At 72.3% G+C, this 24934-nt stretch carries 20 protein-coding genes and 1 riboswitch; of the genes, 6 read left to right on the forward strand and 14 right to left on the reverse strand.

Annotation, left to right across the window (positions count from 1 at the left end; genetic code table 11):
- Window positions 1-48: 48 nt before the first annotated feature.
- The 4 genes from ACZ466_RS03510 to ACZ466_RS03525 all read right to left on the reverse strand — a co-directional run bounded on the left by ACZ466_RS03510 (window position 49) and on the right by ACZ466_RS03525 (window position 6072).
- Window positions 49-1197, reverse strand: a complete 1149-nt coding sequence (locus ACZ466_RS03510; RefSeq protein ID WP_378283411.1) for an acyl-CoA dehydrogenase family protein — start codon at window positions 1195-1197, stop codon at window positions 49-51.
- Between the two features lie 111 nt (window positions 1198-1308).
- The gene (locus ACZ466_RS03515; RefSeq protein ID WP_378283410.1) at window positions 1309-2223 is read right to left on the reverse strand and encodes a hydroxymethylglutaryl-CoA lyase; all 915 of its coding nucleotides are present in this window, start codon (window positions 2221-2223) and stop codon (window positions 1309-1311) included.
- 111 nt (window positions 2224-2334) lie between these two features.
- The gene (locus ACZ466_RS03520; RefSeq protein WP_378283409.1) at window positions 2335-4305 is read right to left on the reverse strand and encodes an ATP-binding protein; all 1971 of its coding nucleotides are present in this window, start codon (window positions 4303-4305) and stop codon (window positions 2335-2337) included.
- Window positions 4306-4464: 159 nt separating this feature from the next.
- The gene (locus ACZ466_RS03525; protein ID WP_378283408.1) at window positions 4465-6072 is read right to left on the reverse strand and encodes a carboxyl transferase domain-containing protein; all 1608 of its coding nucleotides are present in this window, start codon (window positions 6070-6072) and stop codon (window positions 4465-4467) included.
- Window positions 6073-6172: 100 nt separating this feature from the next.
- Here ACZ466_RS03525 and ACZ466_RS03530 point away from each other — a divergent pair, with 100 nt between their 5' ends.
- The 3 genes from ACZ466_RS03530 to ACZ466_RS03540 all read left to right on the forward strand — a co-directional run bounded on the left by ACZ466_RS03530 (window position 6173) and on the right by ACZ466_RS03540 (window position 10455).
- On the forward strand, window positions 6173-6868 hold the full coding sequence (locus ACZ466_RS03530) for an SACE_7040 family transcriptional regulator (protein ID WP_378283407.1): 696 nt from the start codon (window positions 6173-6175) through the stop codon (window positions 6866-6868).
- A 195-nt stretch (window positions 6869-7063) separates the two neighbouring features.
- Window positions 7064-8953, forward strand: a complete 1890-nt coding sequence (locus ACZ466_RS03535; protein WP_378283406.1) for an AMP-binding protein — start codon at window positions 7064-7066, stop codon at window positions 8951-8953.
- Between the two features lie 254 nt (window positions 8954-9207).
- Window positions 9208-10455, forward strand: coding sequence for a coiled-coil domain-containing protein (locus tag ACZ466_RS03540; RefSeq protein ID WP_378283405.1), 1248 nt, complete (start codon window positions 9208-9210; stop codon window positions 10453-10455).
- Window positions 10456-11186: 731 nt separating this feature from the next.
- Here the strand turns inward: ACZ466_RS03540 and ACZ466_RS03545 are convergent.
- Genes ACZ466_RS03545 through ACZ466_RS03560 form a run of 4 tightly spaced genes read right to left on the reverse strand, consistent with a single transcriptional unit; the run spans window position 11187 to window position 15065 of the window.
- The gene (locus tag ACZ466_RS03545) at window positions 11187-12284 is read right to left on the reverse strand and encodes an adenosylcobinamide amidohydrolase (protein WP_464042819.1); all 1098 of its coding nucleotides are present in this window, start codon (window positions 12282-12284) and stop codon (window positions 11187-11189) included.
- Complete coding sequence (locus ACZ466_RS03550) at window positions 12281-13051, reverse strand: ABC transporter ATP-binding protein (protein WP_378283403.1); 771 nt, start codon at window positions 13049-13051, stop codon at window positions 12281-12283. The genes ACZ466_RS03545 and ACZ466_RS03550 overlap by 4 nt, the downstream gene beginning before the upstream one ends.
- Window positions 13048-14079: a FecCD family ABC transporter permease gene (locus ACZ466_RS03555; RefSeq protein ID WP_378283401.1), complete on the reverse strand. Its 1032-nt coding sequence runs from the start codon at window positions 14077-14079 to the stop codon at window positions 13048-13050. Before ACZ466_RS03555 ends, ACZ466_RS03550 begins: the two co-directional genes overlap by 4 nt.
- Before the next feature lie 53 nt (window positions 14080-14132).
- A complete protein-coding gene (locus ACZ466_RS03560; RefSeq protein WP_378283400.1) occupies window positions 14133-15065 on the reverse strand; it encodes an ABC transporter substrate-binding protein in 933 nt (310 codons plus the stop codon).
- A gap of 100 nt (window positions 15066-15165) precedes the next feature.
- Window positions 15166-15237: riboswitch (cobalamin riboswitch) on the reverse strand.
- 528 nt (window positions 15238-15765) lie between these two features.
- Here ACZ466_RS03560 and ACZ466_RS03565 point away from each other — a divergent pair.
- Window positions 15766-17238 carry a DHA2 family efflux MFS transporter permease subunit gene (locus ACZ466_RS03565; RefSeq protein ID WP_378283468.1) on the forward strand — a complete coding sequence of 491 codons (1473 nt, stop codon included), beginning with the start codon at window positions 15766-15768 and terminating at the stop codon, window positions 17236-17238.
- 179 nt (window positions 17239-17417) lie between these two features.
- Here ACZ466_RS03565 and ACZ466_RS03570 read toward each other — a convergent pair whose 3' ends face one another.
- Window positions 17418-18968 carry an AMP-binding protein gene (locus ACZ466_RS03570; RefSeq protein WP_378283399.1) on the reverse strand — a complete coding sequence of 517 codons (1551 nt, stop codon included), beginning with the start codon at window positions 18966-18968 and terminating at the stop codon, window positions 17418-17420.
- A 68-nt stretch (window positions 18969-19036) separates the two neighbouring features.
- A complete protein-coding gene (locus ACZ466_RS03575; RefSeq protein WP_378283398.1) occupies window positions 19037-19267 on the reverse strand; it encodes a DUF397 domain-containing protein in 231 nt (76 codons plus the stop codon).
- Between the two features lie 193 nt (window positions 19268-19460).
- Between ACZ466_RS03575 and ACZ466_RS03580 the strand changes: the two genes are divergently transcribed.
- On the forward strand, window positions 19461-20081 hold the full coding sequence (locus tag ACZ466_RS03580) for an ATP-binding protein (protein WP_378283397.1): 621 nt from the start codon (window positions 19461-19463) through the stop codon (window positions 20079-20081).
- A gap of 165 nt (window positions 20082-20246) precedes the next feature.
- Here the strand turns inward: ACZ466_RS03580 and ACZ466_RS03585 are convergent, their stop codons facing one another.
- The 4 genes from ACZ466_RS03585 to ACZ466_RS03600 form a co-directional block, all read right to left on the reverse strand.
- The gene (locus tag ACZ466_RS03585) at window positions 20247-21674 is read right to left on the reverse strand and encodes an alpha,alpha-trehalose-phosphate synthase (UDP-forming) (RefSeq protein WP_378283396.1); all 1428 of its coding nucleotides are present in this window, start codon (window positions 21672-21674) and stop codon (window positions 20247-20249) included.
- 189 nt (window positions 21675-21863) lie between these two features.
- Window positions 21864-22544 (reverse strand): DUF6348 family protein, encoded by a 681-nt coding sequence (locus tag ACZ466_RS03590; RefSeq protein ID WP_378283395.1) that lies wholly within the window; start codon window positions 22542-22544, stop codon window positions 21864-21866.
- A 753-nt stretch (window positions 22545-23297) separates the two neighbouring features.
- Window positions 23298-24080, reverse strand: a complete 783-nt coding sequence (locus tag ACZ466_RS03595; protein ID WP_378283394.1) for a hypothetical protein — start codon at window positions 24078-24080, stop codon at window positions 23298-23300.
- A gap of 69 nt (window positions 24081-24149) precedes the next feature.
- The gene (locus ACZ466_RS03600) at window positions 24150-24611 is read right to left on the reverse strand and encodes a DoxX family protein (RefSeq protein ID WP_378283393.1); all 462 of its coding nucleotides are present in this window, start codon (window positions 24609-24611) and stop codon (window positions 24150-24152) included.
- Between the two features lie 157 nt (window positions 24612-24768).
- Between ACZ466_RS03600 and ACZ466_RS03605 the strand changes: the two genes are divergently transcribed.
- Window positions 24769-24930, forward strand: a complete 162-nt coding sequence (locus ACZ466_RS03605; protein ID WP_378283392.1) for a hypothetical protein — start codon at window positions 24769-24771, stop codon at window positions 24928-24930.
- The last annotated feature ends 4 nt before the right edge of the window (window positions 24931-24934 follow it).

Raw genomic sequence — 24934 nt, forward strand, 5'->3', positions numbered from 1 at the left:
GGACTCCTCCACCTGACCAGTCGCCCGGCGGGTCGGCCTCGGCGTGAGTCAGGAGGCGGGGAGGCCCAGGGCTCGGGCGATGAGCATGCGCTGCACCTCCGACGTCCCCTCCCCCACCTCGAGGATCTTGGCGTCCCGGTAGAACCGGCCGACGGCGTACTCGTTCATGAAGCCGTAGCCGCCGAAGATCTGGGTGGCCTCCCGCGCGTTGTCCATCGCGGCGTTGGAGGCGGCGAGCTTGGCGATGGCGGCCTCCTTCTTGAACGGCTGCCCGGCCAGCAGCTTCGCGGCCGCGGCGTAGTAGGCGAGACGGGCGGTGTGGGCGCGCAGCTCCATGTCGGCGATCTTGAACTGGATGGCCTGGTAGCGGCCGATCTCCTTGCCGAACGCCTCGCGCTCCCGGACGTAGCGGAGGCACTCGTCCACGCAGCCCTGGGCCAGCCCGACCGACAGGGCGGCGATCGCGATCCGGCCCTCGTCCAGGATGCGCAGGAACTGGGCGTAGCCCCGGCCGCGCTCGCCGACGAGGTTCGCCGCCGGTACGCGGACGTCGTCGAACGACAGCTCGCGGGTGTCGGACGCCGACCAGCCGACCTTGGAGTACTTCTTCCCCACGGTGAAGCCCGGGGTCCCGTTCGGCACGATGATCGTGGAGATCTCGCGTTCCCCGGTGAGGGCCGTGACGGTGACGAACGCGGTGATGTCGGTGCCGGAGTTGGTGATGAACGACTTCGTCCCGTTGATGATCCACTGGTCCCCGTCGAGCCGCGCGGTGGTGCGCATGCCACCGGGGACGTCCGAGCCCCCGCCCGGTTCCGTGAGCCCGAACGCGGCGAGCCGCTCGGCGGAGGTCAGGCGGGGCAGCCACTCGGCCTTCTGCGCGTCGGAGCCGAACCGGTAGATGGGCATCGCCCCCAGGGACACCCCCGCCTCCAGGGTGATGGCGACGGAGGAGTCGACGCGGGCGAGCTCCTCCAGGGCGAGGCAGAGCGCGAAGTAGTCGCCGCCCATGCCGCCGTGCTCCTCCGGGAACGGCAGGCCGAACAGCCCCATCTTGCCCATGGCGGCGACGATCTCGTACGGGAACTCGCCCCGCTCGTACAGGTCCCCGATGACGGGGGCGACACTCTCACGGGCGAACCGTTCGACGGTGCGCCGCAGCTCTTCCTGCTCGTCGGTGAGCGTGAAGTCGATCATCGGGGGTCACTCCTTCGTCGTCGATGGTCGCGCCCTGGGCGCTCCCCGTTCAGCGGTGTCACGGCCCCGCGCGGGGCGGGTCGTCGCGGCGGGGGTCTTCACTCGGTGCGGTCAGGGGGACAGGGCCTGCACCACGCGGGAGGGGCTGGGACGTCCCAGACGGCCCGCCATCCAGCGGCTGGTGGCGGCGAGTTTCTCCAGGTCGACACCGGTCTCGATGCCCAGCCCGTGCAGCATCCACACCAGGTCCTCGGTGGCGAGGTTGCCGGTGGAGCTCTCCGCGTACGGGCAGCCGCCGATGCCGCCGGCGGAGGCGTCCACGACGGTCACTCCCGCACGGAGCGCGGCGAGGGTGTTGGCGAGGGCCTGGCCGTAGGTGTCGTGGAAGTGGACGGCGAGCCGGTCGGGGCCGATCCCGGCCTCGGCGAGCGCGGTGATGAGCGCGGTGACCTGGCCCGGCGTGCCGACGCCGATGGTGTCGCCCAGGCTGAGCTGGGAGCAGCCCAGGTCCATCACGCGCCTGGCCACGGAGACGACCTGCTCGATCGGCACGTCGCCCTCCCACGGGTCGCCGCAGGCCATCGAGACGTACACGCGGACCCACAGCCCCTCGGCCCGGGCCCGCTCGACCACGGGCGCGAACATGGCCAGGGACTCGTCGACCGTGCGGTTGAGGTTGCGGCGGGCGAACGACTCGGTGGCGCTGGCGAAGATGGCGATGTCGGTGACGCCGTTGGCGAGCGCGCGGTCGAGCCCGCGCTCGTTGGGGACCAGGACGGGCCTCCGCACCGCGTCCGTGCCGGGCAGCGCGCCGATGAGTTCCTCCGCGTCGGCGAGCTGCGGGACCCACTTGGGGTGGACGAAGCTGGTGGTCTCGATGGTCCGCAGCCCGGCGTCGGCGAGCCGCACGATGAACTCGGCCTTGTCGGCGACCGGGATGATCGCCTTCTCGTTCTGCAGCCCGTCGCGGGGGCCGACCTCGTAGATCGTCACCCGTTCGGGGAGCCCGTCAAGCGGAACCTGCATCGCCCACGCCTCCATATGTCGTTCTCCGGCCGCCGGTCGGATCGGGCCGGCTCGGTCGTCGCGTCCCGGCGTCCGCCGCCCGCGGCGGGGCCGCCCGGTGGCGGGTGCGCGTCATCGGTCCGCGCTCTCGATCACGGCGAGGACGGCGTCCAGGGCCACCTGGGCCCCGGTGCGGGCGGGCAGCTGCGCGACGACGCCGGTGACCGGCGCGGTGACCGTGTGCTCCATCTTCATCGCCTCCACGACGACCAGCGGCTGGCCCTCGGTGACGTGGTCGCCCTCGGCGGCCTTGACGGCCAGGACGGTCCCGGGCATGGGGCTGCGCAGCACGCCGTCGCCTGCGGTGGACGCGGCGGCGCCGGTCTCCGCCCTGACGTGCTCGGCCAGCGCCCAGGTGCGCCCGCCCCGGCCGAGCCACAGCGTGTGGTCCTCGCGGGCGGCGGTGAACACGGTCGTCCTGCCTCCGAAGCCGAGGATCAGCGCCGGTCCGTCCGCCCGCAGGGACGCGGGCACGGGCGCGTCACCGCCGACGGCCACGCGGGCGTCGTGCGCGCGGCCCTGCACGCGCACCTCGACCGGGTCGCCGCCGGACGGGGTGATGATCCACGGGGTCCAGGCGGGCGCGCCGGGGCGCCAGCCGTCCGGTACGGCCCACGGGTCGGGGTCCCCGGTCTCCAGCGCGAGCATCCGTTCGAGGGCCGCGGTGGCCAGGACCTCGGGCGGGGCGGACGCGGAGGCGGCGGTCCCGGTGAGGTCGTCGAGGGAGCGTTCGACCAGCCCGGTGTCGAGGCGTCCCGCGGCCACCTCGGGATGCCGCACGAGGGCCCGCAGGAAGGCGACGTTGGTGGGGACGCCCAGCAGCGTGTACGAGGCCAGCGCGCGGTCGAGCCGGCCGAGGGCCTCGGCGCGGTCCGCGCCCCAGGTGATGACCTTGGCGAGCATGGGGTCGTAGGAGCCGCCGACCTCGGTGCCCTCGGCGAGCCCGGAGTCGACGCGGACGTGTTCGCCCGCCGGCTCGTCCAGCGACAGCACGCGGCCGCCCGTCGGCAGGAAGCCGCGGGCGGGGTCCTCGGCGTAGACACGGGCCTCGACCGCGTGCCCGCGCAGCGCGACCTCGTCCTGGGTGATCGGGAGGGGCTCCCCCGCGGCGACGCGGAGCTGGAGTTCGACCAGGTCGAGGCCGGTGACCAGCTCGGTGACGGGGTGCTCCACCTGGAGGCGGGTGTTCATCTCCATGAAGAAGTACTCGTCGGGCCGGTCGGCGGAGACGATGTACTCCACCGTTCCGGCGCCGGTGTAGCCGACCGCGCGGGCCGCGGCGACGGCGGCGGCGCCCATGCGCTCCCGGGCGGCCTCGTCCAGCAGCGGCGACGGGGCCTCCTCGACGATCTTCTGGTGGCGGCGCTGCAGGCTGCACTCGCGCTCACCGAGGTGGACCGCGCCGCCGTGCGCGTCGGCGAAGATCTGGATCTCGATGTGCCGGGGGTTGCCGACGTACCGCTCGGCCAGCAGGGTGGCGTCGCCGAACGACGCGCGCGCCTCGCGGCGGGCGGAGGCGATCGCGTCGGTCAGTTCGCCCTCCTCCCGGACCAGCCGCATGCCCTTGCCGCCGCCGCCCGCGGAGGGCTTGAGCAGCACGGGCAGCCCGATGGCGAGGGCGGCCTCGGCGAGTTGCTCGTCGGACAGGCCCGGTTCGTCCCGTCCGGGCACGACCGGGACCCCGGCCGCGGCCACGGTCCGCTTGGCGCGGATCTTGTCGCCCATCGTCTCGATCGCCTCGGCGGGCGGTCCGACGAAGGCGATCCCGGCGGCCGAGCAGGCCCGCGCGAACGCGGCGTTCTCGGCGAGGAACCCGTATCCCGGATGGATCGCCTCGGCCCCGGCGTCGCGGGCCGCCTCGATGATCGCCTCGATGTCCAGGTAGGACGCGATCCGCACCGCCTCGTCGGAGTCCCGCACATGCGGTGCCCCGGCGTCGGCGTCGGTGTGCACGGCCACGGACCGGATTCCGAGGCGGCGCAGCGTCCGGAACACCCGGACCGCGATCTCTCCCCGGTTGGCGACCAGGACGCTTTCGAACATCACGCTCCCCACACCCTCAGGCCTCCACATTCCCCGATACCGGCGATCCCGCCCGCACGCTCCGTCCCGACACCCTCCGCACGAACGCGGACGTGGACGCCGTGGTCTTCACGGCCGTGCACGGCAGGTCGGGTTGATTTCTCGGCATCCCGGGCCGCCTCACATGCGGAAGACGCCGTAGCCGACAGGCTCCAGCGGCGCGTTGGCGGCGGCGGACAGGCCCAGGCCGAGGACGCGGCGGGTGTCGCGGGGGTCGATGACGCCGTCGTCCCAGAGCCGGGCGGTGGAGTAGTACGGGTTGCCCTGGTGCTCGTACTGCTCGCGGATCGGCGCCTTGAACTCCTCCTCGGCCTCGGCCGTCCAGGAGTCGCCGAGCTGGTCGCGGCGCACCGTGGCCAGGACGCTGGCGGCCTGCTCGCCTCCCATGACCGAGATCCGGGCGTTCGGCCACATCCACAGGAAGCGGGGCGAGTAGGCGCGGCCGCACATGGCGTAGTTCCCGGCGCCGAACGACCCGCCGATCACCACCGTGAACTTCGGGACGCGCGCGCACGACACCGCCGTGACCATCTTCGCGCCGTTCTTGGCGATGCCGCCCGCCTCGTACTCGCGGCCGACCATGAAGCCGGTGATGTTCTGCAGGAACACCAGCGGGATCGAGCGGCGGTCGCACAGCTCGATGAAGTGGGCGCCCTTCAGCGCCGACTCGCTGAACAGGATCCCGTTGTTGGCGATGATCCCGACCGGGTGGCCGTGGATGCGGGCGAAGCCGGTGACGAGCGTCGTCCCGTACTCCTTCTTGAACTCCTGGAAACGGCTCCCGTCGACGACCCGGGCGATGACCTCGCGCACGTCGTAGGGGGTGCGGGCGTCGGACGGGACGACGCCGTACAGCTCCCCGGGGTCGTATGCGGGCTCCTCGGGGGCGGCGACGTCCCAGGGGCGCGGCTCGCGCGGGCCGAACGTGCCGACGATGTCGCGGACGATCGCCAGCGCGTGCGCGTCGTTCTCGGCCAGATGGTCGGTGACGCCGGAGGTGCGGGAGTGCAGTTCGCCGCCGCCGAGCTCCTCGGCGGTGACGACCTCGCCGGTGGCGGCCTTCACCAGCGGCGGGCCGCCCAGGAAGATCGTGCCCTGGCCGCGCACGATCACGGCCTCGTCGCTCATCGCCGGGACGTACGCGCCGCCGGCCGTGCACGAGCCCAGCACCGCCGCGATCTGCGGGATGCCCTCGCGCGACATGGTGGCCTGGTTGTAGAAGATGCGCCCGAAGTGCTCGCGGTCGGGGAAGACCTCGTCCTGGCGGGGCAGGAAGGCTCCGCCCGAGTCGACCAGGTACACGCACGGGAGCCGGTTGTGGAGGGCCGCCTCCTGAGCGCGCAGGTGCTTCTTCACCGTGACCGGATAGTAGGTGCCGCCCTTGACCGTGGCGTCGTTGGCGACCACGACGCATTCGCGGCCCGCGATCCGCCCGATCCCGGTGATGATCCCGGCGCCGGGGGCCTCGTCGTCGTACATGCCGTGCGCCGCGAGCGGGGACAGCTCCAGAAACGGCGAGCCGGGGTCGAGCAGCGTGTCGACGCGGTCGCGCGGCAGGAGCTTTCCGCGCGCCACGTGCCGCTCGCGGGAGCGCGGCGGCCCGCCCTGCCCGGCCCGGTCGATGTTCTCGCGCAACTCGGCGACCAGGGCCTCGTTGTGCTCGACGTTGCGCTTGAACGCCTCGTCGCCGGGATCGGCGCGGGTGCCCAGCTCAGGTGGTCCGCTCATCGTCCGTCCTCGCCCGTCCTCGTTCTCTGGCGCGACAGTTAATGGTCATTAACAAAGCCGATGTTAACCACTATTAACAACGCCAGTCTAGACTGTCCCCATGACCCGGGCCACCAGCGACCCCGCCCGCTCCCCCAGAGGCGGCTCCACCCCAGCCCAGGGGCGCCCCGACCCTGCCCCGGGCGCACCGGACTCACCTGCGGACGGAGGCGGCACGCGACGGGCCGCCCCGGCGAATCCGCGGCGGACCGAGATCCTGGGAGCGGCGGCCGAACTGTTCGCCCGGCGCGGCTACCACGGCGTGTCGATCGGGGAACTAGGACGCGCGGTCGGCCTGACCGGGCCCGCGCTCTACCGGCACTTCCGGAGCAAGGAGACGGTGCTGGCGGAGATGCTGCTGGACATCAGCGAGCGGCTGCTCGCGGAGGGCGCCCGCCGGGCTGCCTCCGGCGACCCGGCCGAGGCGCTGGACGCCCTGCTGCGCGGGCACATCGCGTTCGCGCTCGACGAGCCCGCGCTGATCACCGTGCACGGGCGGGAACTGGACAACGTCCCCGAGGCCGAACGCCATCGCGTCCGGCGGTTGCAGCGGGCCTACGTCGAGGAGTGGGTGGGCGTCCTGCGACGGCTGCGCCCGGACGAGCCCGTGGACCGCGCCCGCGCCGCCGTCCACGCCTGCTTCGGGCTGATCAACTCCACCCCGCACAGCGCCAGCGGCCTGGACCGCGAGGCCATGGCGTCCCTGCTCCACACCATGGCCCACGCCGCCTTGTGCGCCACTCCCCCCTCTCACTGAGCACCGGCGCCCATCCGACGGTCTCGCCACCCGGCACCAGGCACGGCGTCCGCCGCCGCCTCCTCGTCGGCCGCTCCGACGCCATCGTCGACCGAGAGGTAATCGGCCACTTACTTTGGACCGATCCAAGCCTTGACTTCCCGGCGGTGGCGTAGCTCCATGGACGGACCACCCACCCCGCCGGAGGAGCACCGCATGGGAATCGAAGGCGTCAGCTTCTACGAGATCGCCGCCGCGCATCCCGACCGGCCCGCGTTCCTGGGCACCCCCGCCGGAACGGTCACCTACGGAGAACTGCACGCCGAGGTCAACCGCCTCTCACACGGCCTGCGCGCCCTCGGACTCGGCAAGGGCGACACGGTGGCCACCGTCCTGGGCAACCGGCCCGAGTTCCTGACCGTGCTGCTGGCGGCCATGCAGACCGGCCTCTACCTGGTCCCGGTGAGCCGACACCTCACCGCCCCCGAGATCGGCTACATCCTCGCCGACAGCGGCGCCAAGGCCGTGATCACCGAACCCGCGTACACGGACACCGTGACCGGCGCGGTGACGGAACCCAGCCCGCACGCGACCACCAAATCGACCGCAGGAACCGCCCCAGCCACGGCAACCGGCACCGGAAGCGCCACAAAGACGATCACAGGCACGGCGACTGCCCCAGACACCGAGACTGGCCTGCGCACGGGGACCGGCACGGGCGCGGAGACCGGCTTGGCAATCAATACGGGTGCAGGAAGCAGCACGGAGACGGGGGCCGGCACGGGGACGGGGAGCAGCACGGGCACCGGGGGCGGCACGGGAAGTGGCATGGGGGCGGGGGGTGCTGCGGATGTGGTCGGTGGGGTTGGGGTTGGTGCTGGGACGGGGGGTGGTGGGGTGGGGGGTTCCTCGCGGGTGCTGATCACGCTCGGTCCGTCCACCGAAGCGCCTGACGGGTACACGAGCCTTGCCGAGCTTGTGCGGGGCGGGTCGGGTGAGCCGCCGGCCGAGCGCACGATGGGCTCGATAATGCTCTACACCTCCGGGACGACCGGCAGGCCCAAGGGCGTACGGCGCCCGCAGCTCGACTTCCCACCCGAGCTGCCGATGAGCGTGTTGAGGCAAACCCTCGCCCAGCACCTGGCCCTCGAACCGGGCGACGAGGTGCACCTGGCCATCGGGCCGCTCTACCACTCGGCGCCGTGCGTGCACGCGCTGCTCGCGCTCAATCTGGGGCACGCGGTGGTCGTCGGCGAGCACTTCGAGCCGGAGGACACCCTGGAGCTGATCCAGCGGCACGGCGTCACCAACGCGTTCATGGTGCCGACGATGTTCCACCGCATGCTGAACCTGCCCGCCGAGGTCCGCGACCGGTACGACGTGTCGTCGCTGCGGCAGGTGTACCACAGCGCCGCGCCGGTCCCGGTGGACACCAAGCGGCGCATGCTCGACTGGTGGGGCCCGGTGCTGTACGAGTACTACGGCTCCACCGAGAGCGGGCCCGTGGTGGTGGCGCGGCCGGAGGAGTGGCTCGCCCACCCCGGCACGGTCGGCCGCGCGGTCGAGGGCGTCGAGGTCAAGATCTTCGACGAGGCGGGCGAGGAACTGCCGCCCGGCGAGCCCGGCCTGATCTACGCCCGCGGGCAGGCGGGCTTCGAGTACCACGGGGACCCGGCCAAGACCGCCTCCAGCATGCTCGGCGACTTCTACACCCCCGGCGACATCGGCCACCTGGACGAGGACGGCTGGCTCTACATGAGCGACCGCCGCACCGACCTCATCATCTCCGGGGGTGTGAACATCTACCCGGCGGAGATCGAGGCGGCCCTGCTGCAGCACCCGGCGGTGGGCGACGTCGCCGTCATCGGCGTCCCGGACGAGGACTGGGGGCAGAGCGTCGTCGCCTTGGTCGAACCGGCGAACGGGGCCGCACCGGGCGGGGACCTCGCGGCGGCGCTGCTGGCGCACTGCGAGCCGCGGCTGGCACGGCTCAAGCACCCGCGGCGGATCGAGTTCCGGGCGTCGCTGCCGCGCACCCCTTCCGGCAAGCTGAGCCGCGGCCGGGTCAGGGAGGACTACCTGCGGGAACAGAGCGAGCGGGGATAACGGCCCGGTTCGGCCGGCGAATTGGGACGGCAGTGGCGAATTCGTCGGGCGATGCGTCGAACGATTCGGGACGCGCCTGCGTACAACGGCACATGACGGACCAGAAGGTCGCTCCACTCGGCGATGACGCGCTCACCTGCCGGACCGCACGCGGCGAGGCGGCGACATCGGCCCGGCATGCCCGCCATTCGGCGGCCGCCCCGCCGAACGGTCCCTCAGGCGCCGCCTCGCCCTCCCTCACGTCCACTACCACCATGCCCCTCCCGACCCTGGCCCCCGGCTCGTCCCGTCCAGAGCCCGCGCCTTCGCCGAGCGACGCGGGTCTTGGACGGGCAGGGCCGGCGGCGGGCGATCCTGACGACACCCATCGAGACCTGCCGATCCTGGGCTTCGAGCAGCAGAACGTACGGGCGACCGTCACCGATCTGGAGACGACGCGTTCGCGTGAGACCGCTCCAACGCCCATCGACACCTGCCGCCTGCCGGGGGAGGAGACCGTAGCCTTTCGGTTCCGGCCCTGCGCCACGTGTGGGCGTCCCGTACAGCAGCCCCTGGACGGCTCGCACGCGGTGCGCTACTGCCAGGACAACGGCGGCGCGTGCAGCGACGAGGCACAGCGCTGGCGCGAACGCGGGCACGATCCGTCCAGCCTCACCGGCCAGGTCGCCTGGGTCGGAGAGATGGTCGACCGGCTGCAGACCATGACGGAACGGCTCGCCGGTTCCCTGTCCTCGGAGCTGAGCGTCGCCGGCGTCGAACGCCAGGTGTCCAGCGCGCGCGCAGAAGCCGCCATGCAGGTGGCCATCGCCCAAGAGGAACGCGACGCCTCCCAACGCCACGTCGAAACGGCATGGCGGGAGACGAATTCGGCCCGTGCGCGTGCGGAGAACGCCGAACGTGATGCGGCGGCGGCCCGTGCCGAGGCGGAGAAGGCGGTCGCGGACCGGGACGCCGCGGTCCGTGAAGCCGTCCAGGCCAAGGAGTCCGCCGAACAGGCGGGAGCGGCGCGGCTCGCCGCCGAAAGCGAACGCGACCACGTGCGGGGACGCGAGGGCGAACTGCTGGCCGCCCTGGAGAACGCACGATCGGAGCTCGTCAGCCTGCACGCGCGGCTGTCGGAGTCGGAAACCATCGTGGAAGGCCAGCGCATCGAGGCCGCCGCCGCGCACCGCGCCTCCGAGGACCTGCGCTCCCAGATCCGGGAGGCCGAGACCAAGCGCGGGCACGCGGTCGCCGACCGCGACCAGATGCAGGCGCGGCTGCACGAATTCGAGCAGCACAACTGGCAGTTGTCCCACACCGTCGACGAGTTGCGCGCCGCCGTGTCGGCGCTCACCGGCGAACGGGACGCGGCACGGGCCGAGGCCGAGCGCGCGCGCCGACGTGTGGACGCCCTCGTCCAGCTGAACACCCCGCGCGACGGCGCCCGCCCGCCGACCGAGCAGGAGCCGCCCACCGGCCTGCACCGGCTGAACGGCATGCGCCTCCCCCACGCCGGCTGAGTCCCCAATGCCGGCCGAGTCGGCGTAGAGGAGGTGGTCTCTTCCCACACACAGCATCGGCCCTGGTGGGCCGCCGCGCCGCACCGGGGTGGCGCGGCGGCCCCGCCTGCCACGCCCAGGCCGAAACCAACGCGCGTGCCCGCCTCCGTCCCTAGAAGCCCCTTGCTCGTGGAAGCCGTTGCTTTGGAAGACGCCTCCGCCCTAGAAGCGCGCGTTCTGGAAGGGCCTGTCCTCGGTCCTCGGTCGTTGGTCCTCGGTCCTCGGTCGTTGGTCCGTGGTCCTTGCTCCGTGGTCCTTGAACAGCGCCCACCTCGGGCAGCGCTCGTCTTGGGAAACACTCGCCTGGGGAAGCGCCCACCTCACGCCCACCTCGGCTCGGGCAGCCCCACCACCTCGCCTCGGGAGCCACTTCTCTTGGGAGGCGCTCGCCTCGGGCAGCGCCTGCCTCGGGAAGCACCCGCCTTGGGAACTGCTCGCCTCGGGAAACACCCACCTTGGGAGCCGCTCACCTCGGGAAGCACCTCCCCGGCTCGGGCAGCTCGGCTCGGGCAGCGCCCACTTTGAGAAGCGCTCGCCTCGAGAGCCGCTCGCCTCGGGCAGCACGCCTGGGGAAGCCCCCGCCTCAGACAACGCCCGCCTCGGGCAACGCCCGCCTGGGGACGCCCCTGCCTTGAGCGCTCGCCTCGGGCAACGCCCGCCTCGGGCAGCGCTCGGCTTGGGAGGCGCCTCTTCTAGACAGTCTCGCCGTTCCGGTTTTTGAGCCACTCGGTGTAGTCAAGCGCGCCCTCATAGACGGCGGCGTGTACGGCCCGGGCGATGCGCGCGCCCCACAGAGAACGCGGCCCCGCGAACGGTTCCGCATCGACCTCGGCGGGAATCGGCGCGGCGATGCAGACTGCGTCCGAGGCGGTGCCCGTGCAGGAGTAGCCCGCTTCGAGGAGCGCCTGTGTTTTGGCCTCCGTCGCTGTCATGACGGCGTTCACCAGCGCCGCGTCCGACAGCGCCACCGGGACCTCGACCACGACGTTCACCGTCCCCGGCCGCCACCGTGGCACCGCCACACCATCCGCCCCGCTGACGGGCTCCCCCTGGCCGTCCTGGCCCGTAACGCTGCTCGGGGAGGGTTGCGTCCGTTGAGGCCGGCTCGGCTGTGTTCCGCTACTTGGGACTGGCTCCATCCGGGCGCCCTGGCCTGTAGCGCTGCTCGGGGTGGTTTGCGCCCGGTCGCCTGGCTGGCTCATTTGCGACCCGCCAGGCTGTGCCCTGGTGCCTTGGTCTGGTTGCGTCCTGCCGCCTCGGCTCTGCTCCGTCCCCGCTCTTCCGCTGGGAACAGGTTGTGTCCGTTCAACCTGGCTCGTTCGGGTCATGCCGCTCGGGAGCGGTTGTGTTCTGGCGACCGCGCCGCTGGTTGGGACTGGTTGCGGGGTGGTGCTCGATGTTGGGGCGGTCGCGGGGGCGCTGATCGGGGCCAGTTCCGGGTCTCGGGCATCGGGTGGTGCGGCGGCCCAGGTGGGGACGCGGAGGCCTACCGTGGCCGCGGCCTGTACGCCGCCGTCGGAAGCGCGCGCCGTACGGTCCACCGCGGCGGCGGTGAGCAGGCCGACGCCGGGACCTCGCAGTCCCGACGCGGCGGCCAGTTCGCGCAGGTGCTCGGCGGGGTCCAGCCGCGCGTACTCCCCCGCGACCTGGGCGTTGAGGACCCAGCCGCCCGGGGCGATCCCACCGCCCAGCATCGCCGAGGAGATCATGCGCATGCCCGGGCCCGCGCGCCACACGGTGGACGCGAGCCTGGTGCCGTCTTCGGCACGCCACGTGGTCTGCAGTCTCATGGACGCTCCGGGGAGAGGATGGGACGGCCGTCGGCGCCCGACGTGACCTGGACGCGGGCGTCGAAGTGCGCCGCGACGGCCTCCCGCGTGAGCACCTGCGCGGGCGGCCCGGCCGCCGCCACCCGTCCCGAGGACAACAGCAGCAACCGGTCAGCGTACTGCCCGGCCAGCGTCAGGTCGTGGATCGTGGTCACCACGGTGAGCCGGTCGGCGATCCGCAGCCGGTCGATCAGCTCCAGCACCTGCTGCTGATGCCCGATGTCCAGCGCGGTCGTGGGCTCGTCCAGCAGCAGGACCGAGGTCTGCTGGGCGAGGGCCCGGGCCAGGACGACGCGCTGCCGTTCGCCGCCCGAGAGCTGGTCGAGGGGGCGGGCCGCCAGCCCGGTCAGGTCCAGCCGTTCCAGGACGTCCCGGGCGATCTCACGGTCACCGGTGCTCTCCCGTCCCAGGTGCGGGATGTAGGGGGAACGGCCCAGCAGCGTGTAGTCGAACACCGTCATCCCGACGGGCAGCTGGGGGTTCTGGGGCGCGTAGGCGAGGAGCCGGGCGCGCTGCCGGGGCTTGAGGGTGCGGGGGTCGGTGCCGGCGACCGTGATCCGGCCGGGTCCGGGGCGCAGGCCGAGGACGGCGCGCAGCAGCGTGGACTTGCCCGCGCCGTTCGGGCCGATGATCGCCGTCCAGGAGCCCGGCGGGGCCTCCAGGGACACGCCGTCCAGGACCTTCCGCCCGCCCAGGGTGACGCTGAGGTCGCGCACCTCGATCGTCACGTCCCGACCTCCCTGCGGACGGCGCGCAGCACCACCACGAAGAAGGGCCCGCCGACGAACGCCGTCACCACGCCGAGCGGCAGCTCGCCGGGGGCGACCGCGCTCCGCGCGACCAGGTCCGCCAGGCCGAGGAAGGCGGCCCCGCCCAGCAGCGACAGTGGCAGCACGATCCGGTAGGAGCCGCCGGCGAGGCGCCGCACGATGTGCGGCACCACGATCCCGACGAAGCCGATCAGCCCGCTGACCGCCACCGCGCAGGCCGTGGCCAGCGACGCGGCGACCAGCACGACCAGGCGTACGCGCGCGGCCGCCACCCCGAGCGACGACGCCTCCTCGTCGCCCACGCCCAGCACGTCCAGGAGCCTGCCGTGCAGGAGCAGCACCAGGGTGGAGACCAGCGCGTACGGGGCGACCAGGCCGAGTTGCCGCCAGTCGGCCGAGCCGACGCCGCCGAGGATCCACGAGTAGATCCGCTGGAGTTCCTGCGCCCGCGCCTGCTGGAGGAAAGTCTGGACCGCGGCGAGGAAGCTGGAGACGGCCACGCCCGCCAGGACGAGCGTGGCCGCGCCGGATCCGCCGCCCCCGGCCATGTTGCCCAGCGCGTACGCCAGGAGCACCCCGCCGATCGCGCCCGCGAACGCCGCCACCGGCACGCTGTAGCCCGGGTCCCCGGGCATCAGGACGATGACGAGCGTCGCGCCCACCCCGGCTCCGGCGGCGGCGCCGAGCAGGTACGGGTCGGCGAGGGGGTTGCGGAAGACGCCCTGGTAGCCCGCGCCGGCCAGGGCGAGCATCCCGCCGACCATCGCGGCCATCAGCACGCGCGGGAGGCGCAGCTCGAACAGCACGTTCTGCTCCACGACGCTCAGTCCGGACGCGACGTCCACGAACGGCAGCCGGTCGAGCAGCGCCTTGAGCACCCCGCCCGCGGGCAGTTCCGCCGCGCCGACCAGCAGCCCGGCCACGAGGGTGGCCAGCAGCAGGAGCAGCGTCACCGCCAGGGGCAGGGGCCGCAGCCGCGCGGGCATCGGCCCCGCGGCCACCTCCGCCGCGGACGGTTCGCCCGTGGGGCGGCGGTCGGTCACTGGGCGGCCGGGGACTTCTGCACCGCGTCGCCGATGGCCTGGACGAACTCGGGCAGGCGGGGGCCCCAGCGGGAGGCGATGTCGTCGTCCAGCTCGATGACGCCGCCCTTCTTCACCGAGGTGAGGTCCTGCCAGCCGGGACGCTTGGCGACGGCGGCGGCGTTCTGGCCGCAGCACTTGGTGTCGCCCAGGAACACCAGGTCGGGGTCGCTCTTGACGAGGTACTCGCGGGACAGCTGCGGGTAGCCTCCCGCGGCCTTCTCGGCCTTGTCGGCGATGTTCTCCAGGCCGAACAGGCCGTAGACCTGCCCGATGAAGGTCTTGGACGTCACCGTGTGCAGCTGGTTGTCCAGCTCGTGGTAGTAGGTGAGCCCCTTGCCCTTGGACGAGGCGGCGACGGTCCGCTGGATGCGGGTCCGCATGTCGTCGGTGAGGCGCTTGGCCTCGGCGGAGCGGCCGGTGGCGGCGCCGAGGTCGAGGATCTCGTCGTACGCCTCGTCCAGCTTGGTGGCCGAGGGCTCCAGGAGCACGGGCACCTTGACCTTCTCCAGGGCCTTGACGATGCCGTCCATGTCGTCCGACAGCACCACCAGGTCGGGCTTGTGCCCGATGATCGCCTCGGCGTTCGGCTTGAACCCCGACAGCTTCGTCTTGGGCGCGTTGGCGGGGTGGTTGGAGTACTCGTCCACCGCGACCACCTGCGGGCCCGCGCCGATGGCGAAGAGCGTCTCGGTGTGGGTGGGCGACAGCGACACGATCCGCTTGGGGGTGGCGGGGATGGTGACGGCGCCGTTGGCGGCCTGGACGGTGACCGCGCCGCCTCCCGCCCCGGCCTGGCCGCCGTCGTCTCCGTCACCGGAGCCGCAGCCGGCCGCGAGCGTCACGACACCGATCAGCAGGGCCGCGCCCAGGGCACGTAGGGGTCTCAAGGGGGCCTCCATGGCCGCGGGGGGGGCAGGGAGCCGCCGCCATTGGGGGGACGGATCGCCCCTCCGCGAGGTCGATGATCGTCGGCGCGCGGGGAGGCGACCTGGCTCGCCCATCGGAGGAGGTTCTCGGAGGGGCATCACAGTTGCGGGACAGCGCCGGGATCGCACCGGACTTCGCTCCATGACGCGCTTGAACTGGAACGGTATCAGCCCTCTGATCGGCGTCCCGAGGGCGGGCGGCCGCGGGGCGCGCCTCGGTGCCGGTTCCGGGCGCGCGACCGGAAGCCGAGCTGAAACCGGGACGAACCGGGAGGTGTGGGGTGGGCCACATCGCGGAGGCGGGCGATGAGTCCCGGCGCCGCGCGGGGTCTGCCCTGGTGACGCCGGGGGACGGTGTCGCCTGTGTCACACGCGCTTGACCTCCACTCGACTGGAGGTTCGAGGGTGGCGAGGTGACACGGGGGTTTTGTCGGACCCCGGTGGAATACTCCCTGACCCCTGGAAGTTTAATGGTTCGCAAAAGTGTCAGTCACTGCAGTATTTTCTGCGCATACCTCCCCAGCCCTCTTGACCCCCTTGACGCTGCCCGCGTGCCCGCACGCCCGGGCCCGATGATTGGAAGGCACAGTTGACCGCTACCGCGTCTCCAAAGACCGCGGACTCAGATGGAGGGCTTGACCGCGGCGTACTGGCAGTGGCCATGGTCGTGGTGCTCGGCGCGATCATGTCCATCCTGGACGTCACGGTCGTCAACGTCGCGCTCAAGCATCTGACCGAGGACTTCAACGCCCCGCTGGCGACCATCCAGTGGGTGGCGACCGGCTACACCCTCGCGCTGGCCACGGTGATCCCGGTGACCGGCTGGGCCTCGGCCCGGTTCGGCACCAAGCGCCTCTACATGGTCTCGATCGGCCTGTTCGTCATCGGCTCGGCACTGGCCGGGATGGCGTGGAGCGCCGAGTCGCTGATCGCCTTCCGGATCCTGCAGGGGCTGGGCGGCGGCATGATCATGCCGGCCGGCATGACGATCCTGACCCAGGCCGCCGGACCCCAGCGGGTCGGCCAGGTGATGAGCGTCGTGGGGATCCCGATGCTGCTCGGCCCGATCGCGGGTCCGATCCTGGGCGGCTGGCTCGTGGACGACGTGTCCTGGCGCTGGATCTTCTACATCAACGTGCCGATCGGCGCGGTGGCGCTGGTGCTGGCGGCGCGGATCCTCAAGCGCGACGAGCCCCGTCCGGCCGAGCGGCTGGACTTCCTGGGCCTGGTGCTGCTGTCGCCCGGCCTGGCCGCGCTGCTGTACGGACTGGCCACCGGCGCCGAGAAGCAGGACTTCGGCCGCACCGACGTGCTGATCACCACGATCGGCGGCGCGCTGCTGGTGCTGGGCTTCATCGCGCACGCGCTGCGCCGCTCCAACACCAACCCGCTGATCGACCTGCGGCTGTTCCGGCGCCGCTCGGTGGCCGCCGCGTCCGGCACGCTGGTGCTGTTCGCGTGCGCGTTCTTCGGCGCGATGCTGATCCTGCCGCTGTACTACCAGACGGTCCGGGGCGAGAGCGCGTTCGCCGCGGGCCTGCTACTGGCGCCGCAGGGCTTCGGCGCGATGGTCACGATGCCGATCGGCGGCAGGCTGACCGACCGGCTGGGCCCGGGCAAGGTGGTCCTGGTCGGCCTCACGCTCGTGGTCGCGGGCGTGGCGGGCTTCGCCACCCAGCTCACCCCGGACTCCTCGTACTGGGCCCTGGGCGGGGCGCTGTTCGTGATGGGCCTGGGCATGGGCATGACGATGATGCCGACCATGTCGGCGGCCATGCAGACCCTGCAGCACGACGAGGTCCCGCGGGCCAGCACCTCGCTGAACATCATCCAGCAGGTCGCGGGTTCCATCGGCACCGCGTTCATCGCGGTCATGCTGGCCACCCAGCTGCGCGACCGGGGGCTGGACATGGGCGGCGGCCTCGGCGCGGAGGCGCCCGCCGGCGCCCAGGTCCCGCCGAACATCATGGCGCAGATCATGGACAAGATGGCGGACGCGTTCCAGACCACCTACTGGTGGTCGCTGGGCCTGCTGGTCCTGGCGTTCCTGCCGGCGCTGCTGCTGCCGCGCAAGAAGCCGGTCGCCGACTCCGACGACGCCGTCCCGCTCGAGAAGCCCATGGTCATGCACTGACCGCACGGCGCGTGACGCCCCGTCCCGGGTTTCCGGGACGGGGCGTTCCCGTCTCAACGCCGCGTCGAGCCTCGGGGCTTGGAGCTCGGGGTGAACGCCGGGCCCGCCCGGTCCGGCCGCGGGGTCCTCGCGCTCCGTGTCACGTCCAGGACGGCCCTCAACCGGCCGTGAGGGGCTCGCTAGGCCGTCAGCGTGCCCTTGTGGTCCTTCCAGTACTCGTCGCGCAGGAGGCGCTTGTAGAGCTTGCCGGTGGGGTGGCGGGGCAGCTCGGACCGGAAGTCGACCGTGCGGGGGCACTTGTAGTGCGCGAGGTGCTCGCGCGCGTAGGCGATCAGCTCCGCCTCCAGCTCCGGACCGGCCCCGGCGGGGTCCTGGGGCTGCACGACGGCCTTGACCGCCTCGCCCATCTCGGTGTCCGGCACCCCGAACACGGCCACGTCGGCGACCTTGGGGTGGACGGCCAGGACGTTCTCGGCCTCCTGCGGGTAGATGTTCACCCCGCCGCTGATGATCATGTAGGAGCGGCGGTCGGTGAGGTAGAGGAAGCCGTCCCCGTCGACGTAGCCGACGTCGCCCAGCGTGCTCCAGCCGTGTCCCCAGGGGTCGCGGGACGCCTTGGTCTTGGCCTCGTCCCCGTGGTACTCGAAGACGGGCCCCTCGCCGAAGTAGAGGGTGCCGGCGGTGCCCGGCGGCACCTCCCTGCCCTCCTCGTCGCACACGTGGATCTGGCCGAGCAGGGGGCGCCCCACGGTGCCCTTGTGGGCGAGCCAGTCCTCGGAGTTGGTGTAGACGAAGCAGTTGCCCTCGGTTCCGGCGTAGTACTCGTGGAGCACCGGGCCCCACCAGTCGATCATCCGCTCCTTCACCGGCACGGGGCAGGGCGCGGCGGCGTGGACGGCGCAGCGCAGCGTCGACAGGTCGTACCTGGAGCGCGTCTCCTCGGGCAGCTTGAGCATGCGGATGAACATGGTCGGCACCCACTGGCTGTGGGTGACCCCGTACTTCTCGACGGCCTCCAGCGCGCGCTCGGGATCGAACTTGTCCATCACCACGACCGTGGCGCCGAACCGCTGGAAGGTGAGGCAGTAGCGCAGCGGGGCGGCGTGGTAGAGCGGCGCGGGCGAGAGGTAGACCGAGTTCTCGTCCGGCTGGAAGAGCAGCGAGATGAGCTGGAAGAGCGGGCCGGGAGTTCCCATGGGGGCGAGCGACAGGTTCGGCTTGATGCCCTTGGGGCGGCCCGTGGTGCCTGAGGAGTAGAGCATGTCCACCCCCTCGCACTCGTCGTCGATGGGGGTCGCCGGGTACTCGGCCACCGCGTCCTCGTACGGCTGGAAGCCGGGCGCGGTGCCGTCCAGCATGAGGCGCAGCCGCACCCCGGGGGTCTGCTCGGTGATGGCCCCGGCCGTCTCGGCGAGCGCGTGGCCGGCGATGAAGACCTTGGCCTCGCAGTTGTCGACGATGTAGGCGAGTTCGTCGGCCTGGAGGCGGGAGCTGATGGCGGTGTAGTACAGCCCGGACCGCTGGGCCGCCCAGGCGATCGCCAGGAACAGCGGGTGGTTCTCCAGCATGAAGGCGATGTGGTCGCCGGGACGCAGCCCCTCGGCGCGCAGGAGGTGGGCGAGGCGGTTGGAGGCCTCGTTCAGCTCACGGTAGGTGATGACCAGCCCGGAGCCCGCCATGATGACGGCGGGCTTGCCGGGGGTCCGTTCAGCGATCTGCCCCAGGTGCATGAAACCGCACGCTACCGGGCCGAACACTGATTTGGAATGGGATTCGGTTTACTCGGGCCCGGGACGGTTCAGACCAGCATGTGATCGAAATCACCGTCCTTGGCGCCGCCGACGAAGGCCTCGACCTCCTCTCGCGTGTAGATGAGGACCGGCCCTTCCGGATACCGGGAGTTGCGCACGGCGATCTCCCCGGTCGGGAGCTCCGCCATCTCGACGCAGTTGCCGCTCGGGTTGCTCCGGCGGCTCTTCTGCCAGGCGAGTTCGGCTCGCCGGACGTCCGACAGCTCGGCGCCGTCCATCTTCTGCCCCCTCTAGGCGTACTGCCTCCCAGCGGGAGGCCGCGATCTCGCCCCACCCCAACGTCATGGTACGAGATGCACGTGCATTCGTTCTTGCATCGGTTCATGCAGACGGTCTTGCATCTGCACGACATGGGGAGCAAGATAGCGAACGCTCGGCCCGTACCGACCCGCACGCCTCTGGGGTTTGACAATGATCGTTGACCAGGCAGACGACGTGGCGGCCCCGGCCGCCCCGCGCGGACGCCGGCACCCGCGCCATCACCAGCCGCAGGACCACCCGTCCCGCCCGGCCCTCCGCACTCCGCCGGCGGCGCAGCACGCCACCGGCGCGCCGGTGCCGGTCCCGGGGCTGGCGGGGCTGTGGCCCGCCCCCGCGGCGGGCAGCCCGCGCACCGCGCGGCGGGTCCTGCCGGCCGAGAACACCGCACCGAAGGAGGCCCGCTCCTTCACCAGCGCCACGCTGCGCGAATGGGGCCTGGACGACACCGCCGACGACGTGCTCATCGCCGTCTCCGAGCTGGTGACCAACGCGCTCCAGCACGGTCTGCGCGGACTGCCCAAGCCGCTGCCCGCCGGCCCGATCCAGCTGGTGCTGCTGGGCCACCCGCGGCGCCTGCTGGTGACCGTCACCGACCCCGGGGTGCGCGCGCCCGAGCCCCTCGACATCGAGCCGGGCCGGTTCGGCGAGGGCGGCCGCGGCCTGCTGGTCGTGGGCGCCGTCAGCGGCGCCTGGGGCTGGGCTCCGCTCACCACCGGCGGCAAGGCGGTCTGGGCGGCCTTCGACCTGCGGAACGGCTCCAGGGCGGCCTGAGCACCGCCCAGGCGGAACCAGAACCCCACAGAGGTGGTCGGCGGCGGCCGACCGGCCCGCCGGGGGCGCCGAGCGGCGCCACCGGCGGGCTCAAATGGCGGATTTGGGACGGCCGCAGACGGCCCAGACGGCCCGCCAAAGGGTCTTAATGCAGTGACCCGGCGGTTAGCCCATTGCCGCGCCCAGGGTCTCGGGACGGTGCCGTGACTCCTCCAGCGCGCTCAGGAAGTCCCGGGCCCAGCGGTCCACGTCGTGCTCGATGACCCGCTTGCGCATGGCCCGCATCCGCCGCGCCTGCTCGGCGGGCTCGGCGCTCAGCGCCCGCAGCAGGGTCTCCTTGAGGCCGTCGATGTCGTACGGGTTGACCTGGTACGCGCGGCGCAGCTCGGCGGCCGCCCCGGCGAACTCGCTGAGCACCAGGGTGCCGCGCAGGTCGGACCGGCACGCCACGTACTCCTTGGCGACCAGGTTCATCCCGTCCCGCAGCGGCGTCACCACCATGACGTCGGCGGCGAGGTAGAGCGCTGCGAGCTCGTCCCGGTTGTAGGAGGTGTGCATGTAGTGCACCACCGGGAAGCCGATCTCCCCGTACTCGCCGTTGATCCGGCCGACCTGCTGCTCGATCTGGTCGCGCAGCAGCTGGTACTGCTCGACCCGCTCCCGGCTCGGCGTGGCGATCTGGACGAAGACCGCCTGGCCGGGCTTGAGGTGCCCGTCGCCGAACAGCTCCCCGAACGCCTCCAGCCGCTGGGTGATCCCCTTGGTGTAGTCGAGCCGGTCCACGCCCAGCAGGACGGTGGAGTCCCCCAGGTCGGTGCGGATCTCCTCGGCCCGCTCCCGCACCGAGGGCCGGGCGATGAGCTCGTTCAGCTCGTCCACGTCCACGGAGATGGGGAACGCGCGGGCCCGCACGACCCGGTCGTCCCAGTACACGTCCTGCTTGTTGTAGCGCGCGTCCAGCAGCCGGCGGCACAGCCGCACGAAGTTGGACGCCGCCCCCGGGAGCTGGAACCCGACCAGGTCGGCGCCCAGCAGCCCCTCCAGGATCTGCCGCCGCCACGGCATCTGCCAGAACAGCTCCAGCGGCGGGAACGGGATGTGCAGGAAGAACCCGATGCGCAGGTCGGGGCGGAGCCCGCGCAGCATCGCCGGGACGAGCTGGAGCTGGTAGTCCTGCACCCAGACGATGGCGCCCTCGGCGGCCACCTCCGACGCCGCCTTCGCGAACCTCTCGTTGACGCGGACGTAGGCGTCCCACATCTCGCGGCTGTACACGGGGGGCGCGACCACGTCGTGGTAGAGCGGCCACAGGGTCGCGTTGGAGAAGCCCTCGTAGTAGAGCTCGACGTCCTGGGCGGACTGCGGGACGGGGACCAGCTTCATGCCGTCGGTCTCGAACGGCTCGAGGACCTCGTCGGGCGCCCCGTGCCAGCCCACCCAGGTGCCCTCGCGGCGCCGCATGACCGGGGCGATCGCGCTGACCAGGCCGCCCGGACTGCGCCGCCACGCCGCCCCGTCACCCGTCCCGGTGCCCGGCACCCGATCCACCGGAAGCCGGTTGGCGACCACCACGAACTCACTGACTTGCGACACGAGCGACCAGCCTCCCGAGAGCGTTAACGATCACCATGTGCCCAGAAATGCCGTTGTTAGCCCATTGTGTCAGGTTGACGTTAACTGGCGGTTGCGCGGTACCGGCCGCGCGGTCCCGGCCGACGCCCCTGCTCGAGGCGTCCACGCAGGCCAGAGCGCGTTTTCCGGCGTTATTCGGGACGGGACGCCTCAGGCGTGCGGCACGGCGAGCACCCAGGATTTGACGGAACCGTGGCCTTCCCAGGGGAGGTAGTCGGCGATGTGCGCGAACGCCTCGCTGCTGTCGCCGTTGAGCAGCGTGACCTCGGTGCGGGGGCCGTCGGGCATCCGGGCCGCGTACACGTACGCCCACAGCGGCCGCTCGGGGATCGCGTACCCGGTGAACAGCTCCTGGACGAGGGCCATCGCGGGGGGCCGTTCGGCGGCGGCCTGCCACAGCCTCTCCGCCAGCCCGCCGAAGTCGCGGATCGCCAGCGGCCCGCAGTAGACGTCGGCGGTGCGGTCGCCGCTGGCGATGACGAACGGATGCGCCCGCCCCGCCAGCTCGCTGCCGGGCATCGCCATCGCGGCGAAGACGGGGAAGACGTTGTGCACCCAGCCGTCGACGGCGTCGGCGACCGGATGGCGCTCACCGGAGGCGACGCCCACGGCCTGGTCCCAGGCGAACGCCTCGCCCCACGCCGGATGGTTGACCCCGATCGGGATCCGGATGACCTTGCCATGCGACTCGGGGTCCGGGGCGTCCACGGCGACGCGCAGCCCGGACTCGGGCAGGTGGACGACCGCGCCCTCGACCCGCGTCTCCAGGGCGTGCCCCTCGCCGAGCAGGCGCGCCACGAAGGCCGCGACCTCGGCCGCGTTGATCTCCATCCGACCTCCTCGTCATGACGGAACGCCCACGGTAGTGGGGCAAAGAGGGATCGGTCGCCTCATTTCGATCAACGCCACGTCCGGCGGGGACAGGCCGCCGCCCCGAAGTCAGGAGCCCGGCCATGAGCCGGGCCCGCGGCCGTTCGGGCGGGACGGCGCCGGCGAAGCGGGCCGGTGTCGTCCGGCCCGGCCGAGACCTGACCGAGACCTGACGGACGTCCGCTCCAGGCCCGGTGCGGGGAACGCGGCGCGGGCCCGGTTTCGCACTGTAGCGATCGGGTGACCGGAGGCCCGCGGACGGGAGCGGCGCTCTCTGACTGCGCCCATGACACGGGCTCGGTCATCGACGCCCCGCCACCGGACCGGCGGCCACCCATTACGGTCGAGCAGGAAGACGGGACCAGGGACGGCCGACCGACGCCGATGACGGCGCTGACCTGGACCTATACCGGATATCTCGATTCGGTCGCCCCGAAGAGGGGATTCGCCGGCTTGTTTTCGGTTATCGCCTGGTCGGCGTGTCGCGGCGCCTCGGAGACCCGTTCCGCCCCGATCTCGGGCGGAACGGCCCCGATGCCGCAAATGCGCACGTCACCGGCATTCACCCTCCATACCGGGCCACGGTGAGCCCATCGGCCATCTACGGAGAGTGACGCACCATCTCGCCGCACCCCCAATTACGGACAGGCGAGATATGTAATTTGAGGCGACCCGATCTGGAGAAAGTTGGTGAAGTTGGTGATGTAGGCAGGATTAGGCGGGCTCGATCGGTTTCGGATGCCTTTTCGGCTCTTGTCCCGGGTGGAGGTGGCGGTGCGCCGGCTCGTCCGCCGTGATCGAGTCGGCCAGGGCGCGGGCGAGCGCCTGCCGCACCGCGTTGGCATGCGCCTCGCGAGGCGTCGCCGCCTGACCGTGGAAGCGCGCGCCCGACGTCAGGTGGGTGATGGTGATCGAGGACGGCGGCTCCGGCGAGCGCGTGCAGTAGAGGTCGATGCGCCAGTCCCGCTCCGAGCCCGGCAGCGCCACGCCCTCGTCCGCATGAGGAAGCACCGTCACCCGCGCCGACCGGACGCCCGGGCCGGCGTCCGGGCCGGCGTCCGGGCCGGCGTCCGAGCCTGGAACCGGATGGGGGGTCAGGGGGTGCAGGCCGTTGTGGGTCTTGAGGAGTGACCATGCGCCCGGGCCGCCCTCCCCGGCGGTGATCGCCAGGACCGCCCGGCGCCGCCCGCCGGGCTCGCCGTCGAGGGGCTCGGCCCGCCAGCCTTCCGGGCGTCGCGCGGCCAGGTCGCGGTAGCGGTGCCAGAGCAGCTCCACGTCCGCGGGCTCGGCCTCGATGGCGAGGACCACGTCGTACGGGTCGTAGCGGTCCCACTCGGTCTCGCCGTCCTGGATGTCGTCCAGGAGGTTCTCCAGGGCGGCCACGGCGCGGCGCATGCGCCGGGCGAGCCGGTGGTCGCGGAGGACGGCCGGGTCGGTGAGGCGTTCCTCGAGGCGCGCGTGCTCGGCGAACACCGCCTCGGCCAGCGCCTCGTCCATCCGTCCATGAAAGCACGCGAGCCCCCGGCGCACGGGGGCTCGCGTGAAGGCGGGAGGCGGGAGGCGGGTTCAGACGTGGGCGTGGTCCCGGCCGGAGCGGTCTCGGGCCTCGCTCCGGCCGAACAGGACGGCGTCGAGGCCGAAGCGGCCCGAGCCGGTGCAGGCGAGCAGGAAGGCCGTGGCGCCCAGGATGAGCACCAGTTCGTAACCGCCCTCCGAGGCGAAGAGGCCCTTGCCCATGTGCGCGAACCAGAACGCGCCGATCATGTCGAGCGCCAGCAGCAGCCCGGCCACCGGCACCAGGAGGCCGGCCACCAGGGCGATCCCCCCGACCAGTTCGACCCAGGTGGCGTAGTGGGCGGCCAGGCCGGGCAGCGGGATGCCCATGCCCTCGAAGCCCTTGGTGACGCCCTCGTGCCCGGTTCCTATGAGCTTCTGCCAACCGTGCGCGATGAAGATCGCGCCGAGTGCGACACGGCCGACCAGCAGGCCCACGTCGGCCAGGTACGGGATGCGGCGGGCGGGGAGCATGTGTCCTCCAGGTCTGGATAGGGCGGCTGTCGCCGTTCGCGCATCCGGCGTCCGGTTCCGTTCCGTGGCGGGACGGGCATGCGCGGTTGCTTGAGCGCTCAACTTCTTGAGACCGTACCAGTGGCCGGTTCAAAGACAAACCAACTACTCTCAACGCATGGATGACGGTCCCCTACACGCCCGGGAACCACGCGCCCGGGTCGCGTTCCTGGAGGCCGCCCCTCTGGTCGAGCACGAGGTCGGCCCGCTCACCCCCGCCGAGCTCGACACGCTCGGCGACGCCCTCGGCCGGGTCGCCGACCGGCTCCGGGCCCGGTGACCGG

It is taken from the genome of Actinomadura rugatobispora, assembly GCF_055379765.1.

Coding starts and splice junctions, on each gene's coding strand:
- ACZ466_RS03510 (WP_378283411.1), bottom strand. CDS start 1,197: ATGATCGACTTCACGCTCACCGACGAGCAGGAAGAGCTGCGGCGCACC.
- ACZ466_RS03515 (WP_378283410.1), bottom strand. CDS start 2,223: ATGCAGGTTCCGCTTGACGGGCTCCCCGAACGGGTGACGATCTACGAG.
- ACZ466_RS03520 (WP_378283409.1), bottom strand. CDS start 4,305: ATGTTCGAAAGCGTCCTGGTCGCCAACCGGGGAGAGATCGCGGTCCGG.
- ACZ466_RS03525 (WP_378283408.1), bottom strand. CDS start 6,072: ATGAGCGGACCACCTGAGCTGGGCACCCGCGCCGATCCCGGCGACGAG.
- ACZ466_RS03530 (WP_378283407.1), top strand. CDS start 6,173: ATGACCCGGGCCACCAGCGACCCCGCCCGCTCCCCCAGAGGCGGCTCC.
- ACZ466_RS03535 (WP_378283406.1), top strand. CDS start 7,064: ATGGGAATCGAAGGCGTCAGCTTCTACGAGATCGCCGCCGCGCATCCC.
- ACZ466_RS03540 (WP_378283405.1), top strand. CDS start 9,208: ATGCCCCTCCCGACCCTGGCCCCCGGCTCGTCCCGTCCAGAGCCCGCG.
- ACZ466_RS03545 (WP_464042819.1), bottom strand. CDS start 12,284: ATGAGACTGCAGACCACGTGGCGTGCCGAAGACGGCACCAGGCTCGCG.
- ACZ466_RS03555 (WP_378283401.1), bottom strand. CDS start 14,079: ATGCCCGCGCGGCTGCGGCCCCTGCCCCTGGCGGTGACGCTGCTCCTG.
- ACZ466_RS03565 (WP_378283468.1), top strand. CDS start 15,766: ATGGTCGTGGTGCTCGGCGCGATCATGTCCATCCTGGACGTCACGGTC.
- ACZ466_RS03570 (WP_378283399.1), bottom strand. CDS start 18,968: ATGCACCTGGGGCAGATCGCTGAACGGACCCCCGGCAAGCCCGCCGTC.
- ACZ466_RS03575 (WP_378283398.1), bottom strand. CDS start 19,267: ATGGACGGCGCCGAGCTGTCGGACGTCCGGCGAGCCGAACTCGCCTGG.
- ACZ466_RS03580 (WP_378283397.1), top strand. CDS start 19,461: ATGATCGTTGACCAGGCAGACGACGTGGCGGCCCCGGCCGCCCCGCGC.
- ACZ466_RS03590 (WP_378283395.1), bottom strand. CDS start 22,544: ATGGAGATCAACGCGGCCGAGGTCGCGGCCTTCGTGGCGCGCCTGCTC.
- ACZ466_RS03595 (WP_378283394.1), bottom strand. CDS start 24,080: ATGGACGAGGCGCTGGCCGAGGCGGTGTTCGCCGAGCACGCGCGCCTC.
- ACZ466_RS03600 (WP_378283393.1), bottom strand. CDS start 24,611: ATGCTCCCCGCCCGCCGCATCCCGTACCTGGCCGACGTGGGCCTGCTG.
- ACZ466_RS03605 (WP_378283392.1), top strand. CDS start 24,769: ATGGATGACGGTCCCCTACACGCCCGGGAACCACGCGCCCGGGTCGCG.